At 58.0% G+C, this 15,656-nt stretch carries 10 protein-coding genes; 2 read left to right on the forward strand and 8 right to left on the reverse strand.

The window, feature by feature from the left end; all coding sequences use genetic code 11:
• Window positions 1–7: 7 nt before the first annotated feature.
• The 4 genes from ttcA to NP603_RS08995 all read right to left on the reverse strand — a co-directional run bounded on the left by ttcA (window position 8) and on the right by NP603_RS08995 (window position 4,651).
• A complete protein-coding gene (gene ttcA, locus NP603_RS08980) occupies window positions 8–865 on the reverse strand; it encodes a tRNA 2-thiocytidine(32) synthetase TtcA (RefSeq protein WP_256610531.1) in 858 nt (285 codons plus the stop codon).
• 46 nt (window positions 866–911) lie between these two features.
• A complete protein-coding gene (fabB, locus tag NP603_RS08985) occupies window positions 912–2,132 on the reverse strand; it encodes a beta-ketoacyl-ACP synthase I (RefSeq protein WP_256610532.1) in 1,221 nt (406 codons plus the stop codon).
• A gap of 10 nt (window positions 2,133–2,142) precedes the next feature.
• Window positions 2,143–2,658 (reverse strand): 3-hydroxyacyl-[acyl-carrier-protein] dehydratase FabA, encoded by a 516-nt coding sequence (gene fabA, locus NP603_RS08990; protein ID WP_064021976.1) that lies wholly within the window; start codon window positions 2,656–2,658, stop codon window positions 2,143–2,145.
• 76 nt (window positions 2,659–2,734) lie between these two features.
• Complete coding sequence (locus NP603_RS08995) at window positions 2,735–4,651, reverse strand: transglycosylase SLT domain-containing protein (RefSeq protein ID WP_256610533.1); 1,917 nt, start codon at window positions 4,649–4,651, stop codon at window positions 2,735–2,737.
• Between the two features lie 69 nt (window positions 4,652–4,720).
• On the opposite strand from NP603_RS08995, the gene NP603_RS09000 reads away from it, so the two are divergent.
• Window positions 4,721–6,550 (forward strand): ABC transporter ATP-binding protein, encoded by a 1,830-nt coding sequence (locus tag NP603_RS09000; RefSeq protein WP_256610534.1) that lies wholly within the window; start codon window positions 4,721–4,723, stop codon window positions 6,548–6,550.
• On the forward strand, window positions 6,547–7,380 hold the full coding sequence (locus tag NP603_RS09005) for a PHP domain-containing protein (protein ID WP_256610535.1): 834 nt from the start codon (window positions 6,547–6,549) through the stop codon (window positions 7,378–7,380). The genes NP603_RS09000 and NP603_RS09005 overlap by 4 nt, the downstream gene beginning before the upstream one ends.
• 6 nt (window positions 7,381–7,386) lie before the next feature.
• Here NP603_RS09005 and NP603_RS09010 read toward each other — a convergent pair whose 3' ends face one another.
• The 4 genes from NP603_RS09010 to NP603_RS09025 are packed head-to-tail and all read right to left on the reverse strand — an operon-like array spanning window position 7,387 to window position 15,636.
• Entirely contained in the window at window positions 7,387–10,227 is a 2,841-nt protein-coding gene (locus tag NP603_RS09010) for an EAL domain-containing protein (protein ID WP_256610536.1), read from the reverse strand.
• Window positions 10,224–12,371, reverse strand: a complete 2,148-nt coding sequence (locus tag NP603_RS09015; RefSeq protein ID WP_256610537.1) for a putative bifunctional diguanylate cyclase/phosphodiesterase — start codon at window positions 12,369–12,371, stop codon at window positions 10,224–10,226. The genes NP603_RS09010 and NP603_RS09015 overlap by 4 nt, the downstream gene beginning before the upstream one ends.
• Window positions 12,372–15,107 (reverse strand): response regulator, encoded by a 2,736-nt coding sequence (locus NP603_RS09020; RefSeq protein ID WP_256610538.1) that lies wholly within the window; start codon window positions 15,105–15,107, stop codon window positions 12,372–12,374.
• A gap of 19 nt (window positions 15,108–15,126) precedes the next feature.
• Window positions 15,127–15,636, reverse strand: coding sequence for a YfiR family protein (locus NP603_RS09025; protein ID WP_256610539.1), 510 nt, complete (start codon window positions 15,634–15,636; stop codon window positions 15,127–15,129).
• Window positions 15,637–15,656: the final 20 nt, after the last annotated feature.

Genomic DNA, 15,656 nt, shown 5'->3' on the forward strand with positions numbered 1-15,656 from the left:
TTTATGTTTAGCGTTCGAGTATGTCCAATCCCGGCTCGTCGGAGACGACGCGGGCCAGGGTTGAATTCGGATCGCGGCGCAAGCCGGCAAAGTCGAACAAGCCGGTATCGAGCATTTGCGACGGGGCGATGTTTTGCAGGCCGGCGAAGATGGTTTCGATCCGGCCGGGGAATTGTTTGTCCCAAGCGCTCAGCATTTGCTTCATCGCTTTGCGTTGCAAATTCTCCTGCGATCCGCACAGGTTGCAGGGAATGATCGGAAACTGTTTGAAGGCGGCAAAGCGGTTGATGTCCTTTTCGCGGCAATAGGCCAGCGGCCGGATCACGATATTCTGTTTATCGTCGCTGAGCAGTTTCGGCGGCATCGCTTTCAGTTTGCCGGCGTAGAACAGGTTCAGAAAAAAGGTCTCGATGATGTCGTCGCGGTGGTGGCCCAGCGCGATTTTGGTGATTTTGTGTTCCCTGGCAAAGCCGTACAGCGTGCCTCGCCGTAGCCGCGAGCACAGGCTGCAGGTGGTCTGGCCTTCCGGAATGATGCGTTTGACGATGCTGTAAGTATCGTGTTCGATGATGTGGAACGGCACGCCAATCGAAGTCAGGTATTCCGGCAGTACGTGTTCCGGAAAGCCGGGTTGTTTCTGGTCCAAATTGACGGCGATGATTTCGAAATTCACCGGCGCGGTTTTCTGCAAATTCAGCAGAATGTCCAGCATGGTATACGAATCCTTGCCGCCGGACAGACAAACCATGACCTTGTCGTCCGGTTCGATCATGTTGTAATCGGCGATGGCCTCGCCGACGCTGCGCCTCAGGCGCTTTTGCAGCTTGTTGAACTGGGTACGGGATTTTTGGCTGGGATCGGACATGGTGCTAAGAGAGGCGGCCGGGCGGAAGGCACAGGCCGCTTGGCAGTTAACCGTTGTAGCGTTGGAAAATCAGCGTAGCGTTGGTGCCGCCGAAACCGAAGCTGTTCGACATCACGGTATTCAACGTCACGTTGTCCTGGTATTCCCGGACGATGGGGATACCGGCTGCGCCGGGGTCGAGCTGGGTGATGTTGGCCGACGCACTCAAGAAGTTCTCTTCCATCATCAGTAGCGAATAAATCGCTTCGTTGACACCGGCTGCACCGAGGGCATGGCCGGTCAGGGATTTGGTCGAGCTGACTCTAGGCACGGCATCGGCGCCGAATACCGCTCGCATCGCTTCCAATTCGCGGGTATCGCCGACCGGCGTGCTGGTGCCGTGGGCGTTGATGTAGTCGATCGGGTCGTGTACGGTCGCCAGCGCCATTTGCATGCAGCGCACCGCGCCTTCGCCGGAAGGCTGCACCATGTCGTAGCCGTCCGAGGTGGCGCCGTAGCCGACCAGTTCGGCGTAGATTTTGGCGCCGCGAGCCTTGGCGTGCTCGAGTTCCTCGATGACCAAAACCCCGCCGCCGCCGGAGATCACGAAACCGTCGCGGGTTTCGTCGTAGGGGCGCGATGCCGTCTCCGGCGTGTCGTTATATTTGGACGACAATGCGCCCATCGCGTCGAACATGACCGACATGGTCCAGTGCAGTTCCTCGCCGCCGCCGGCAAACACGATATCCTGCTTGCCGAGTTGAATCAGTTCCTGGGCGTGGCCGATGCAGTGGGCGCTGGTCGCGCAAGCCGAACTGATCGAATAATTGACGCCCTTGATTTTGAACGGCGTGGCCAGACAGGCGGTGTTGGTGCTGGACATGGCGCGGGTCACCATGTACGGGCCGACTTTTTTGACGCCTTTTGAGCGCAGTATGTCGGCGGAATCGACCAGATTCGAGGTGGACGGCCCGCCGGAACCCATCACCAAACCGGTGCGGATATTGGAGATGTCGCTCTCTTCCAGGCCGGAGTCGGCGATGGCTTGTTCCATCGCCAAGTAATTGAAGGCGGCGCCGTCGCCCATGAAGCGTTTGATTTTGCGGTCTATCGCCTCGTCAAGATCGATGTTAACCGGACCGTGGACGTGGCTTCTGAATCCGAGTTCCTGGTAGACCGGAGCGTGAACGATGCCGGAACGGCCGCGTCGCAACGAAGCGACGACTTCGTCCCGGTTATTGCCGATGCTGGAAACGATCCCCAAACCTGTTACAACCGCGCGTCTCATGCTGGTTTCCTTAGAAATCCTGAGTGGAAGTAAATAAGCCGACCCGCAAATCGGTGGCTTCGTAGATTTGTTTGCCGTCGACTTCCATGACCGCATCGGCGATGCCCATCACCAGCTTGCGCATGATCACGCGCTTCAAGTCGATTTTGTAGGTGACTTTTTTTGCGGTCGGCAACACTTGGCCGGTAAATTTCACTTCGCCGCAGCCCAGAGCCCGGCCTTTACCCGGTCCGCCGAGCCAGCACAGATAAAATCCGATCAATTGCCACATCGCATCCAGGCCCAGACAGCCGGGCATTACCGGGTCGCCTTGGAAATGGCAGGCAAAAAACCACAGGTCGGGGTGGATATCCAGTTCGGCGATGATTTCGCCCTTGCCGTATTTGCCGCCTTCGTCGGAAATGTGGACGATGCGGTCCATCATCAGCATGTTGGGAAGCGGTAGCTGCGCGTTTTCCGGGCCGTAAAGCTCGCCCCGGCCGGACATTAATAATTCTTCGCGCGTGAAACTGTGCTGCTTCTCCATCCAATGATTACCTGATTTGTGGGTTCAAAAACATCCAACATTATCCAATAATCAAGTTAAAAAATCAGCTCAATTTTTATCCCGGCATTACGTCACGCAGCAGATCGTCGACTTTCAGCGAGTTGCGTTGCAGGCGTTGTTGGTAGATCAGCGTATACATCAAAACCGACGCGACGTAGCCGCGGGTCTCCTTGTAGGGAATGTTTTCGATCCAGATATCGGCCGGTTGGCTGCGGCCGCTAGGCAGCCAGCGCTTGATTTTGCTGGCGCCGGCATTGTAGGCCGCCGCCGCCAGCGCATAATGGCCGCCGAACTGGCTTAGCAGCTTCTTGAAGTAAAAGGCGCCGTACTTGAGATTGAGCTCGGCTTGAAACAGGTTGTCGTCATCGCCCCAGCGGTCGCGCAGATCGGCGGCGATTTGGCGGCCGGTTTGCGGCATCACCTGCATCAATCCTTTCGCTCCGGCGGGCGAGTCGGCCTGGCTGTCAAAGGCGCTCTCCTGGCGGATCAAACCGTAGATCACGGCGGGATCCAACTGTCTTTCCGCCGCGATTTGTCCGATTTCCCGACTGTATTCCAGCGGAAAACGCAGTTCGACATCGTCCCAATGGTTGGCTTTGGCGACGGTGGCGATGGCTAGCGCCGGCGCGTGCCAGCGTTGCGCCAGCTTAGCCGCAACTGGCAGTAAGCTCGGTTCCAATTTGGCGACGGCAAATTGCCATTGGCGCCTGGCTTCCGCCGGCCGCTTCAATAGCAGTAATTCGCTTGCCGCTTGAAACTCCGCTCTGTCGCTCAACGCTTGCAATTCGGATTCGGCGACTTGCAACGGTTGGTGTGCCAGTGCTATTGCCTGGCCGGATTTGGCGGCCGCCAGAAACCCGTAAAAACTGCGGTTTTTCGCCAATTCGGCGAATGCGCTGCTGGCGGCGGCGCTTTGGCCGGTCGCCGCCAAAGCCCGCGCCTGCCAGTAACGCCATTTGTCGCGGGTTTTCTCCTCGGCGTTCAAGCGGCCGATAGCGGCCGACACGCCCTGCCAATCCTGGATGTTCAACGCCGCCCGTACCCGCCATTCCCGGCTCGATTCGTCGTCGGTCTCCAAGCGCGACAAGCGGGAGTAGGCCTGAGCGTCGTGTTTTAAAGCCAGGGCCAGGGCCAGTTGTTTTTCGATATCGGCGGCGCGGTCCGCGGCCAACGTTTGCTTGGACTTTTCTTGGTCCCAGAATTTTGCCGCCGCTGCCGCGTCGCGATCCAGCCAGCGTTCGACGGCATGGCCGAACAAGTCCGCGGCGTGCGTCGGATGCTGGCGCCACTCGGTTTCGGTCTGCATGCTTTCCGGCTGCCGGTGCAGTTTCAGCCACAGTCCGGCCAACTCCAGTTCGCTGCCGGCCAGATAGCGGGTCAGGTATTCGGCCAGTGCGGCATTGTCGCGTTTCAACGCGGCGTGGAAACGTTGCCAGACCAGGTCGGGGGCGAAGTAAGGCGAAGCTTGGTAAGCCGCGAACAGGCCGTCGCAAATGTTCGGTTGCGACTTGCCGTTCAGCCAAAGCGTGCGGGCCAGACTGAACGCTTCCGGAGTTTGCCCGGTCTCGAGGTAGGCCAGGCCGGCGTAACATTGCAACGCGCTGTCGTCGCTGCCTTGGTAATATCGCAAAAACTCCTGCCAGCGTTTTTGTTCGGCCAAATACGCCAACCATTTCGGTTTGAGCAAACCGGCGTAGCGGTTGGTTGCGTAATCGGCCAGAAATTGGCGGATCTCGCCGTCGGCCGACAAGCGGCCTTTAAGCCATTGGTATTGCAAATACGGATACAACGGGTAACTTTGCAGCGTAGTGGCAAGTGCGCGATAGTCGGTTTCGCGGTTGGCGGCGATGGCTTGCTCGGCCTGAACGAACCGTTGGCGTGAATCGGCCAGTTCCGCCTCGCCGGCCGTCGCTGCCGCCGGCAGCAAGCTGCCGATCGCCGCGGCAAGCATCAGATGTAGGATAAAAGACATGATAGCTTCCCCGATAGCCGGACCATTAGGCCCGGCTATAAGTTTTGCCGCGGCCACCGGACCATTATAATGGCTAAACCTAACCGAATTCGTTTCCAGACTTTGAAAATCGCTCCCGCTCCGAACCGCTTCGAATACTCCTGGCGTTACATCTACGGTATCGCTCTTAAACACAAAAAGCAGTTGCTGGCCGGGCATCTGATGGCGATCATGGCGACCGTGGCCAGCGTGCCGGTGCCGCTGCTGATGCCCTTGCTGGTCGACGAAGTATTGTTGCACCATCCCGGCATGGTTTTGGCCACGCTCGATCCCTGGTTGCCGGCGGAATGGCGCACGCCTTTCGTCTATATCGGCGCGATTTTGCTGGCCAGCTTGTTGCTGCGCCTGTTCGCATTGGCCTTGAACATCAGCCAGACCCGGCAGTTTTGCAATATCGCCAAGGACGTGGTGTTCCGGATCAGAGCCAGTCTGGTCGAGCATTTGCAGCATATCTCGATGTCGGAATACGAAAGCCTGGGCAGCGGTACGGTCAGTTCGCACATGGTGACCGATCTCGATACTCTCGATAACTTCATCGGCACCACAATCAGCAAATTGCTGGTCGCAGTGTTGACGGTATTCGGCACGGCATTGATTTTGTTGTGGATGCACTGGCAACTGGGATTGTTCATCATTTTTTTGAATCCGCTAGTGATTTACCTGGCGAAGGCGGTCGGTTCCCGGGTCAAGGAATTGAAGGCCAACGAGAACAAAGCCTATGCCGTGTTCCAGCAGGCCTTGAGCGAGACTTTGGAAGCGATACACCAGATCCGGGCCAGTAACCGCGAAGAGCATTACTGTCGGCAATTGGTCAACAGTGCGCTGGCCGTGAAAAACCATTCCACGATTTATGCCTGGAAGAGCGATGCGACGGTGCGGCTGAGTTTTCTGACCTTTTTGTTCGGCTTCGATATTTTCCGGGCCACCGCAATGTTGATGGTGCTGTATTCCAACCTCAGCATCGGCGAAATGTTGGCGGTATTCGGTTACTTGTGGTTCATGATGGCGCCGGTTCAGGAAATCCTCAGTATTCAACAATCGTTTTATGCGGCGAAAGCCGCATTAACGCGGGTCAATCAATTGGCTGGTCTGGAGCGCGAACCCTACTACCCGCATCAGGCCAATCCGTTCCTAGGCAAGAAAACCGTTTCGGTCAGCGTCAAAGACTTGCATTTCAGTTACAAGGACGAGCCGGTGCTGAACGGCATCAATTTGTCGATTCCGGCCGGCGAAAAAATTGCGCTGGTCGGCGCCAGCGGCGGCGGCAAATCGACGCTGGCGCAAACCTTGATCGGACTCTATCCGCCCGGCAGCGGCATGATTTACTTCGATGGCGTGCCGCTGGACCAGATCGGCCTTGACGTGGTGCGCGAGCACGTGGCTACAGTACTGCAACATCCGGCGCTGCTGAACGATACGATACGCGCCAATCTGACCCTGGGCCGCGAAATCGCCGACGCGGCGTTGTGGCAGGCGCTGGAGATCGCGCAGTTGAAACATGTCGTGGCCGACTTGGCAGACGGATTGGACACGGTGGTCGGCCGCCAGGGCATGCGCCTGTCCGGCGGCCAACGCCAGCGCATGGCGATTGCGCGAATGATCGTCAGCCAGCCGGCTGTGGTGATTCTGGACGAAGCCACTTCGGCGTTGGACAGCGAAACCGAGTACAAGCTGCACCAGGCTTTGAACGGCTTCCTGGAAGGCCGCACCACGATCATCATCGCCCACCGTTTGAGTGCGGTGAAACAGGCCGACCATGTCTACGTGTTCGAACAGGGCCGAATTTGCGAGCAAGGTAAACACGAGGCGCTGATTCAACAAAACGGCTTATACGCCAAACTTTACGGCGATTATCAATGAGCGACTTAATCTATGATTTGCATTGCCATTCGACCGCCTCGGACGGTGCTTTGCCGCCGGCCGAACTGGTCAACCGCGCCAAGCAGCAAGGCGTCGGCGTTCTGGCATTGACCGACCACGATACCGTGGCCGGTTTGGCCGAAGCCCGGCAGGCGGCGCAGGATTGCGGCATTCGGTTGGTCCAGGGCATCGAGCTGTCCGCCGGCTTCGAAAGCCATTGTCTGCATATCGTCGGTCTGAACATCGATCCGACCAACAGCCGCTTGTTGGAAGGCATTGGCCGACAGCAAATCACCCGCGAGGAGCGGGCGCAAAAAATTGCGCAAAAACTGGTCAAGAAAGGCATCCCGGACGCCTATCCCGAGTTACGCGCCGCAGCCGGCAACGGCGAAATCACCCGCCTGCATTTCGCCGATTTTCTGGTCAAACACGGTTATGTCGAGACCCAGCAGGACGCTTTCGACCGTTACCTGAGCAAAGGTAAACCCGGCTACGTGCCGACCGCCTGGGCGCCGTTGGCCGACTGCGTGGACTGGATCAGGCAGGCCGGCGGCGTTGCGGTGCTGGCGCACCCATTGCGCTATAAGCTCAGCACGAAATGGTTGGACAAGGCGTTGATCCGGTTCAAGGCGGCGGGGGGGCAGGGGATCGAGGTCGTCACCGGCCGAGCCAGTATCGACGATATCCGCTTAAGTTACGGCTTTGCGCTAAAGCACGGCTTGTATGCTTCGCAGGGCTCGGATTTTCATGCACCGGGCAACCAGTATGTGGAATTGGGCCGCTTGGCGGCCTTGCCGGCGGGGGCCGATCCAGTCTGGAATTTGTTCTGACAACCTTCAGTCGGCGTCGAACAAAGCCCCGAATTCGTCCGGCGGCAACGGCTGGTTCCAATAAAAGCCTTGGGCTTTGTGGCAGCCGAGCTGATGCAGGCGCTCGGCCTGTTCCTGAGTCTCGACGCCTTCGGCCAACGTCAGTAGTCCCAACGTGTCGCCTAATTGCACAATGGCCTGGACGATGGCGGCGTCTTCGGCTTTGCCCGAACTCAAATCCTGGATGAAGGATTGGTCGATCTTCAGTTTGTTGACTGCGAAACGTTTCAGATAGCTGAGCGAGGAGTAGCCGGTGCCGAAATCGTCGATCGCAAAGCTTACGCCCAGCGCTTTCAGGTCGGCAATTTGCTGAATCACGGTGGCGGTGTCGAACATCAACACCGATTCGGTCAGTTCCAATTCCAGATATTGCGGATCCAGACCCGATTCGGACAAGGCTGCTTGTACCGATTCCAGCAGGTTGCCGCGTTTGAACTGCAAGGCCGAGATATTCACCGTCACCAACAATTTGCAGCCGGCATCGTGCCAAAGCCGGTTTTGCCGGCAGGCTTCGCGCAATACCCAGTCGCCGATCGGCACGATCAGGCCGTTGTCTTCGGCAATCGGAATGAATTTGGCTGGCGGCACCATCGCTCCGTTGGCCGGCTGCCAGCGCAATAACGCTTCGGCGCCGATGATCTTGTTGTCGCGAATTGAATATTGCGGTTGGTAGTGCAGGCGGAATTCGTTTTGCTTCAATGCCGCGCGCAAGCCGTTCTCGATGTTCATCCGTTCGATCGAGGCCAAATTCATGTTGTGGGAAAAGAAACGGAAGGTGTTGCGGCCTTCGTTTTTTGCCGCATACATCGCGGTATCGGCTTTATTCAACAAACCGTGGAAGTTCAAGCCGTCGTTGGGGTAGAGGCTGATGCCGATACTGAACGAGGTGCAAACCGTGACGCCTTCGATCAGGAACGGCTGATTAAGTTGGTCGAGAATTTTCAGTGCGATCTGGGCGATGGTATCGACGTCGGGAATGTCGGTCAGAATGATGATGAATTCGTCGCCGCCTTGCCGGCAAACGGTATCCACTTCGCGGACGCACTGGCACAGCCGTTCGGCGATGCCCTGCAGTAGTCGGTCGCCGACATCGTGGCCCATCGTATCGTTGATGTTTTTAAAATGGTCCAGATCCAGAAACAACAAGCCGACCAGGCTGTTATTGCGCAAGGCATGGGCCATGGCCTGGTCGAAGCGGTCGCGCAGCAAGGTCCGGTTCGGCAGGTTGGTCAGCGGATCGTGGCGGGCCAAATACTCGATTTGGGCTTCGGCCGCCTTGCGTTCGGTGATGTCCGAGAAGATACCGATGTAGTGGCTGACCGTACCGAGCGGGTCGCCGATCGTCGAAATCCCCAGCCAGGCCGGATAGAGTTCGCCGTTTTTGCGGGTGTCCCAGATTTCGCCCTGCCAATAACCGTTTTCATTCAAAGCCTGGCGGATGCGGCGGAAATGGCCGCTGTCGTCGTGCTCCGCATCCAGCATGGCCGGTTTCTTGCCGAGTACTTCCTCGGCCCGGAAGCCGGTAATATTGGTATAAGCCTGGTTGCTGGAGACGATGGTCAAATCCGGGGCGCAGAGAAAGATGGCTTCGCCGCTGTTTTCGAACACCTTTGCCAGCAATTTCAAACGTTCGGCGGCGATTTTGCTGTCGGTGATGTCGGTATGGGTGCCGAGCATTCGCAACGGGCGGCCGTCGCCATCGCGTTCGACGATGCTGCCGATCGACAATATCCATTTCCAACCGCCGTCCGCGCAGCGTAAGCGGTATTCGAGCCGGTATTCGCCGATTTCGCCGGCGATGTAGGCCCGATAGCGCTCCAGCGCCGCCTGGCGGTCGTCGGGGTGCAGCCTTTCGGCCCAGGCGTCGATGTCGGCCGAGAAGCCGGCGGCGTCGTAACCGAGCATCGCCGAGTATTCGCGGTTGACGATGGTGGCTCCGGTCTGCGGGTCGATGTCGAAAAAGCCGAGTTTAGCCGCCTGCATCGACAAGCGCAGGCGCTCCTCGCTGTCGCTTAGGGCCTGCTGGGTCCGGCGCACTTCGCTGATATCGTGGGCGAGACCGTTAACGGCAATGACCCGGCCCTGTTCGTCGAAAATCGGCGTGGCATTCAGGCTCAACAGGCGGGCGCCACCGTCTCGGCAACGTAGTTCCAACTCGTAATTGGGCGGCTTGATGCCGTTTAAACTGGCCTGGATATGGCTGCGGGCGGCCAGATTAAGCGGATTATCGGTGGCCAGCGCAAAGCAATCGCCCAGGAGTTGTTCGGCCGGATAGCCGAGAATCTGCTCAACCGACGGTCCGAGGTAACTGAACGCGCCTTGCTGGTCCAACGAAAACAGAAAGTAATCCGAACTCAAACTCTCGACCAGGTCGCGGAAGCGCTGCTCGCTATGTCTCAGCAGGTTTTGCTGTTCGATCAGATTTTGCGTGGTGCGGTGGGCGCGCAATACGTATTCGATCCGGTGCGGCAACAGCGGCCATTGCACCGGCTTAGCTATGAAATCGGTAGCGCCGAGTTGGAAGGCTTCTTCCACTGCGCGCGTGTCTTCGATCGCCGTCATCATCACGACAGGGATGTTGCGGTCGGGAACAGCCCGCATTTGCCGCAGGCAGGCGAAGCCGTCCAGCTCCGGCATCATCACATCCAGCAACACCAGATCGGGTTGCTCTTGGCAAAACAGACGAAAGCCCTCGTTCCCGTTCCCGGCTTCTAAAGTTCGGTAGCCGTGGGCGCGCAATACCTGGCCGACCAACATCCTGACCATGGCGTCGTCGTCGACAATCAGAATCTTCGGTTCGGTCGTCATCGCAGGATCGGGACGGCGGTCGACCGGCTATTGAAGGCTCTGGCAAACTCGGCGAATTCGGCAGCCGGCATCGGCCGCTGGTAGAGAAATCCCTGTACTACAGTGCAGCCGTTATCCAACAGAAAATTGGCCTGGTCCTGGTTTTCGACGCCTTCGGCTACCACCTCCAGCGACAGTGCATCGGCCAACGCCAAAATTGCTGCGGTAATCGCCATGTCGTCTTCGTTGTGCGGCAAGTCGCGAACGAAGCTGTGGTCTACTTTGAGTTCTGAGATCGGCAGTTTTTTCAAATAGGACAGCGACGAGTAACCGGTGCCGAAATCGTCGATGCTGATCTTGACGCCCAATGCCTGTAATTCGCGCAGCGTGACCAAGGCGTCCTCAACGTTGTGCAGCAATATCGTCTCGGTCAGTTCTAATTTTAAATAGCGCGGCTCCAGCCCGATCTGCGCCAGCAGTCCGCGGACATGGCCGCCGAAACCGGCTTGGCGGAACTGGTTGGCCGACACGTTGACCGCCATAACGAGTTCCGGACAGTCGCCCTGCCGGCGCCAGGCGAGTACTTGGCGGCAGGCGTTTTCCAATACCCAATTGCTGATCTGTACGATCAGGCCGGAATCTTCGGCAATCGGGATGAATTGCGACGGGCCGATCAAACCCAATTCCGGGTGGCGCCAGCGGATCAGGGCCTCGCAGCCGGCCACCCGATGACGGCGAATGTCGATTTTGGCCTGGTAATGCAGCTCGAGTTCGTCGCGTTCGATCGCCCGGCGCAGGCTGTTCTCCATCGCCAGTTTGTGGAAGGCGGCGACGTTGAGCGATTTGCTGAAGAACTGGTAGTTGTTGTGGCCGTATTCGCCGGCATGGTTCATCGCAAATTCGCCGTTCTTGATAAAGCCATCCTCGTCCATACCGTCGCCGGGGTAGACCGCGATGCCGATATTGATGCCTAAGAATAGTTCTGTGGCCTCGACCGGAAACGATTGTTGCATGATCTGAAAGATGCGTTTGGCGACTTTGACGCTGTCGCGGGAGTCCTCTACCCGGTTTAACAATACGGTAAAAGTGCTGCCGCCGAGTCGGGATACGGTCATGTTGGCCAGATCCAGCTCGCAGTTGACCGATACGTAATCTGATTCCCTGACTTCGGCAACCAGCCGGTCGGCGAACATTTTCAACACGTGGTCGCCGATTTTCGGCCCCAAGGTTTCGTTGATGCGTTTGAAACGGGCGATGCTAATGAACAGCGTCGACAGCGCCGAGCCGTAGCGGTCGCAATAGGCCATGGCTTGGCCCAGAATCTCTTTGAACAGCGTGCGGTTGGGCAGCCCGGTCAGCGGGTCGTAATAGGACAAAAACCTTACCCGTTCTTCGATGTGGCGGCGTTCCGTGATGTCCTGAATGGCGCCGCGGATGCGATCGACCGTATCGTTCTCGACGATGGGTTCGCCTTGTATGTGAATCACCCGGTCGCCGCCGTCCCGATGCGCTAACGGCAATTCGATGCGGAAGCTCAACTTGTTTTTCAGGCACAAGTCTATGGCTTGTTGCAGCTTGGCGGCCTCAGACGCGTCCACCCGGTTCAGCAAATCCTGCAAATTCAAGTCTTGGCGCGGCGGATCGAAGTCCAGAATGTTGAAGATTTCCTCGGAACACTGCAGCGCGTCGCTGGCAACATGCCATTCCCAGCTGCCGAGCTGGGCGATTTTTTGCGCTTTGCGCAATTCGGCCTCGCTCTTGGCTAATGCCGACAGCGTGGCGACCGAGCGCAAAAGATAACGTAAGCGGTGCGGCAAGGTCGGCCAGCTGATCGGTTTGGCGATAAAATCGGTGGCGCCCAGCTCGAACGCGCGGTTAACCGATTCGAGGTCGTCCACCCCCGTCAGCATCACGATCGGCAAGATTGAGTTGCCCGGCATCCGGCGAATGGCTTGCAGGCAGTCGAAGCCGTTCAAGTCCGGCAGCATTACGTCCAGCAGCACCAGATCGGGTTTGCGGCTGGCGCACAGTTCCAGGCCCTGGCCGCCGTCGGCGGCACAAACCACATCGAAGCCTTCACGCTGCAGGATGTCCCGCAACATCAAACGCACCATGTCGTCATCGTCGATCGCCAGAATGAGATGGGGGGCGTGAGATTGATGCATTTACGAGGTTGTAACGGGAAGTTGTTGCAGGATTGCTTTATAGGCGGTTTGCAAGGATTCGGCAACAAGACTATCGAATGCCAGCGTGTTGTCGCGGGCAGCATGTTCCAAATTGCGGGCCAGTTCCGCCAGTTGCGCGGCGCCGATATTGGCCGCCGTCGACTTCAGGCTATGCGCAGCCTGGCGCACCTCGGTGCTTTGCCGGTTCTCGATTGCGGTTGCGATCGCGCGGATCTGCTGCGCGGCATTTTCCCGGAACAGGCGCAATACCTCGGCGACCAACTCGTCGCCGCCGATCTGGCGTAGCGAACGTAGTTCGGCCGAGTCGAAAGCCGTCCGGCGAATTTCGGCATCTGGCCGGGCGGGTTGCGAATCTCCGATCAGCGCCCGGATTTTGTCGTGTAGGGTTTTTTGCAAAAACGGCTTGCTCAGATAATCGTCCATACCGACCCGCAGGCATTTCTCGCGGTCGCCCTCCATCGCGTTGGCGGTCAGGGCGATGATCGGCGTCCGTTTGGCGCCGCTGGCCTGTTCCAGTTCGCGGATGCGTTGCGTGGCGGTATAGCCGTCCATGACCGGCATCATGCAATCCATCAGAATCAGATCGGCCGGTTCGGTTTGGAACAGATCCAACACTTCCTGGCCGTTGCCGGCGCAGATCAAGTTGTACCCCAATTGGCGCAGCATCGCGCTGCAGATTTTCTGGTTCACCGGATTGTCTTCAGCCAACAGGATGCGCAATCCGGACGGCGCCGGAACCGGTTTGGCTTCCGCCGCGGCCTCGGTTGCGGGCGGCAGCAAGCGCAACAGGGTGTCTTGTAAGGTACGGCGGTACACCGGCTTTTGCAGATGCACGTCGCAACCGCAGTTGCGGATATCGGCCATTTCCGCCTCGTCCGCACAGGAGGAAATAATCACCAGTCGCAACCTGGCAAAGCGTACGTCATCCCGTATGCGCCGGGCCAGCTCGGTACCGTTCATGCCCAGCATGCGCATGTCCAGCAGCGCGATATCGAAAAATTGGCCGGATCGGGCGCTCTGTTCCAAAATTTCCAGGGCGTGGCTGCCGTTCTTGGCAACGCGGAAATGCATGCCGAATTCCGCCAAGTGGTTTTCCAGGATTTTGGCGTTGGTGGCGTTGTCTTCCACCACCAGCACGTATTTGCCGGCCAAATTGGCTTGTGATGCAGCCTTAGCCGGCAGCGGCGCCAGAGCTTCGCGCAACGGCAAATAGACGCTGAAAACCGAGCCGACCTGCGGCTGGCTTTCGACCCGAATATTTCCGCCCATCAATTCGCACAGTTCCTTGCTGATGACTAGGCCTAGGCCGGTACCGCCGTATTTGCGGGTAGTCGAACCGTCGGCTTGGCTGAAGGCCTGAAACAGTCGGGACAGGGCTTCCCGGTTCATGCCGATGCCGGTATCGCTGATTTTGAACTCCAGGCACAGGCCGGTGGCCGACGAGCATAGTTTCGGTTCGCAATTGCGGACCTGAAGCTTGACTTCCCCTGCTTCGGTGAATTTAACAGCGTTCGATAACAGATTGGTCAGAATCTGGCGCAAGCGGTAGGGGTCGCCGCGGACTTCTTTCGGCGTTTCCGGATCGATTTCGCAGAGCAGGCGGATGTTTTTGCTGCTGGCGCGTTCGAAGAACAAAGTACCTAGCTGGTCGATCAAATTGCTCAGGCTGAAATCGGTTTCCTCCAGTTCCAGTTTGCCCGCTTCGATTTTGGAGAAATCCAGAATGTCGTTGATGATGGTCAGCAGCGAATCGGCCGAGCTGAACACGGTTTCCGCGTATTGGCGCTGGGTCGGATTCAATTCCGAGCCGAGCAGCAATTCGGTCATGCCGAGCACGCCGTTCATCGGCGTGCGGATTTCGTGGCTCATCGTCGCCAGGAATTGCGACTTGGCGATGCTGGCGGCCTGTGCGTCCAATACCGCTTGGCGCAAATCGGCGGTGCGCAGATCCACTTCGCGTTCCAGGCAGCCGCGCTGGTTTTCCAGCTCGGCATCGCGTTGCTGGATACGCTCGATCATCTGATTGAAACTCTTCACCAGTTGGCCGATTTCGTCGCTGCTTTCGCCCTTGGCCCGCACCATATAGTTGTTGTCGACCGATACCTGTCTGGCCAGTTGCGACAGCCGCGTCAGCGGGGCGGCGATCGAAGCGGCCAGACGACGGCCGAACCGGACGGCAAACATGAAGGAGGCGAGCATCGCCATTAGAATCTGGCCGAGGTTGATGGCGACTGCCCGCCACAGCGGGCGTAAATCGATCAGCACTCGCAGATAGCCGATCACTTCGCCGCTATCGTCAGGCAACGGGTTCAGCGTGATCAGGTTCAATAGCCGCTGCCTTTGCCCGAGCAGTTGTTCCTGCGCCTTCAACAAGGTCGGCGGGAAACTGCCGGGTGCTGCCTGTGCCGGATAATTGGCGAAAATCTCGCCGTCCCGGCCGTAGAGTTGCGCCGATAAAATTTCCGGTTTACCGCGTAAGGTGGCGAGTATGTCGGAACCGGTTTTGGCGTCGCCGAACAATAGCGCGGCGCCGGCACTAAACCCTATCATCTTGCCCAGAGAGCGGATTTCGTTGAGCTGCTCTTTTTTTTCCTGCCAGACCTGAGTGACGCTGACGATCGCCAAAGTCAGCGCTAAGGCCAGCGCCAGTGTAATGGCCTGCAGGCGCTGCAGTTTATAGGTCATCGGCAAATCGACTAGCTTATCCCGGATCATGGCTGGTTCGGTTCTGACGTTATTTGTTCAGATTAAGGTTCAGGTTGCGGGCCAGTTTCAGCAACTGTGCGCTGATACGGACGTTCGCCGCGTTGGCGTTGTCCAGATTGACTTCGAAATTCAACCGGTTGCCGTCCTGCACCAGACCGATCGTGCCGTTTTGTTCCAGAAAGCCCGGTTTGTCGCTGACCGTGACCACAGGCGTGCCTCTCAGTTCGCGCGGAATGTCGCCGGCATTGGCGGCCGATTTGGCGATGAATACCAGATGGCAGACTTTCAAATCCTTGATCGGTAAGTCCTGAAGTACCGTCAAGGGTTTGCCGTTGACGGTTTTGCCTTCCAGAGCCAGCAGGTTGTCACCGAGGTTGTGCGGCGTAACCAAACACAGGTTGTATTTGCTTTGGCTGGCGGACTCCGGCCATTCGATGAATTTGAAAAAGTTGTAGAGAAACGCGACTTTCACGGCGGCCTCGTTTGCCGTTTCCGCGGCGTAGGCCGGGTGGGCGAACATAAGTAGCAGACTAAGCATAGCGCCGGCCGAGCGTTTAG

This window comes from Methylomonas aurea (genome assembly GCF_024505045.1).
In the GTDB taxonomy this organism is placed as follows: domain Bacteria; phylum Pseudomonadota; class Gammaproteobacteria; order Methylococcales; family Methylomonadaceae; genus Methylomonas; species Methylomonas aurea.

Excerpts from the sequence above, each read along its gene's own strand:
- ttcA (WP_256610531.1), bottom strand. The coding sequence starts at position 865 with ATGTCCGATCCCAGCCAAAAATCCCGTACCCAGTTCAACAAGCTGCAA.
- fabB (WP_256610532.1), bottom strand. The coding sequence starts at position 2,132 with ATGAGACGCGCGGTTGTAACAGGTTTGGGGATCGTTTCCAGCATCGGC.
- fabA (WP_064021976.1), bottom strand. The coding sequence starts at position 2,658 with ATGGAGAAGCAGCACAGTTTCACGCGCGAAGAATTATTAATGTCCGGC.
- NP603_RS08995 (WP_256610533.1), bottom strand. The coding sequence starts at position 4,651 with ATGTCTTTTATCCTACATCTGATGCTTGCCGCGGCGATCGGCAGCTTG.
- NP603_RS09000 (WP_256610534.1), top strand. The coding sequence starts at position 4,721 with ATGGCTAAACCTAACCGAATTCGTTTCCAGACTTTGAAAATCGCTCCC.
- NP603_RS09005 (WP_256610535.1), top strand. The coding sequence starts at position 6,547 with ATGAGCGACTTAATCTATGATTTGCATTGCCATTCGACCGCCTCGGAC.
- NP603_RS09010 (WP_256610536.1), bottom strand. The coding sequence starts at position 10,227 with ATGACGACCGAACCGAAGATTCTGATTGTCGACGACGACGCCATGGTC.
- NP603_RS09015 (WP_256610537.1), bottom strand. The coding sequence starts at position 12,371 with ATGCATCAATCTCACGCCCCCCATCTCATTCTGGCGATCGACGATGAC.
- NP603_RS09020 (WP_256610538.1), bottom strand. The coding sequence starts at position 15,107 with ATGATCCGGGATAAGCTAGTCGATTTGCCGATGACCTATAAACTGCAG.
- NP603_RS09025 (WP_256610539.1), bottom strand. The coding sequence starts at position 15,636 with ATGCTTAGTCTGCTACTTATGTTCGCCCACCCGGCCTACGCCGCGGAA.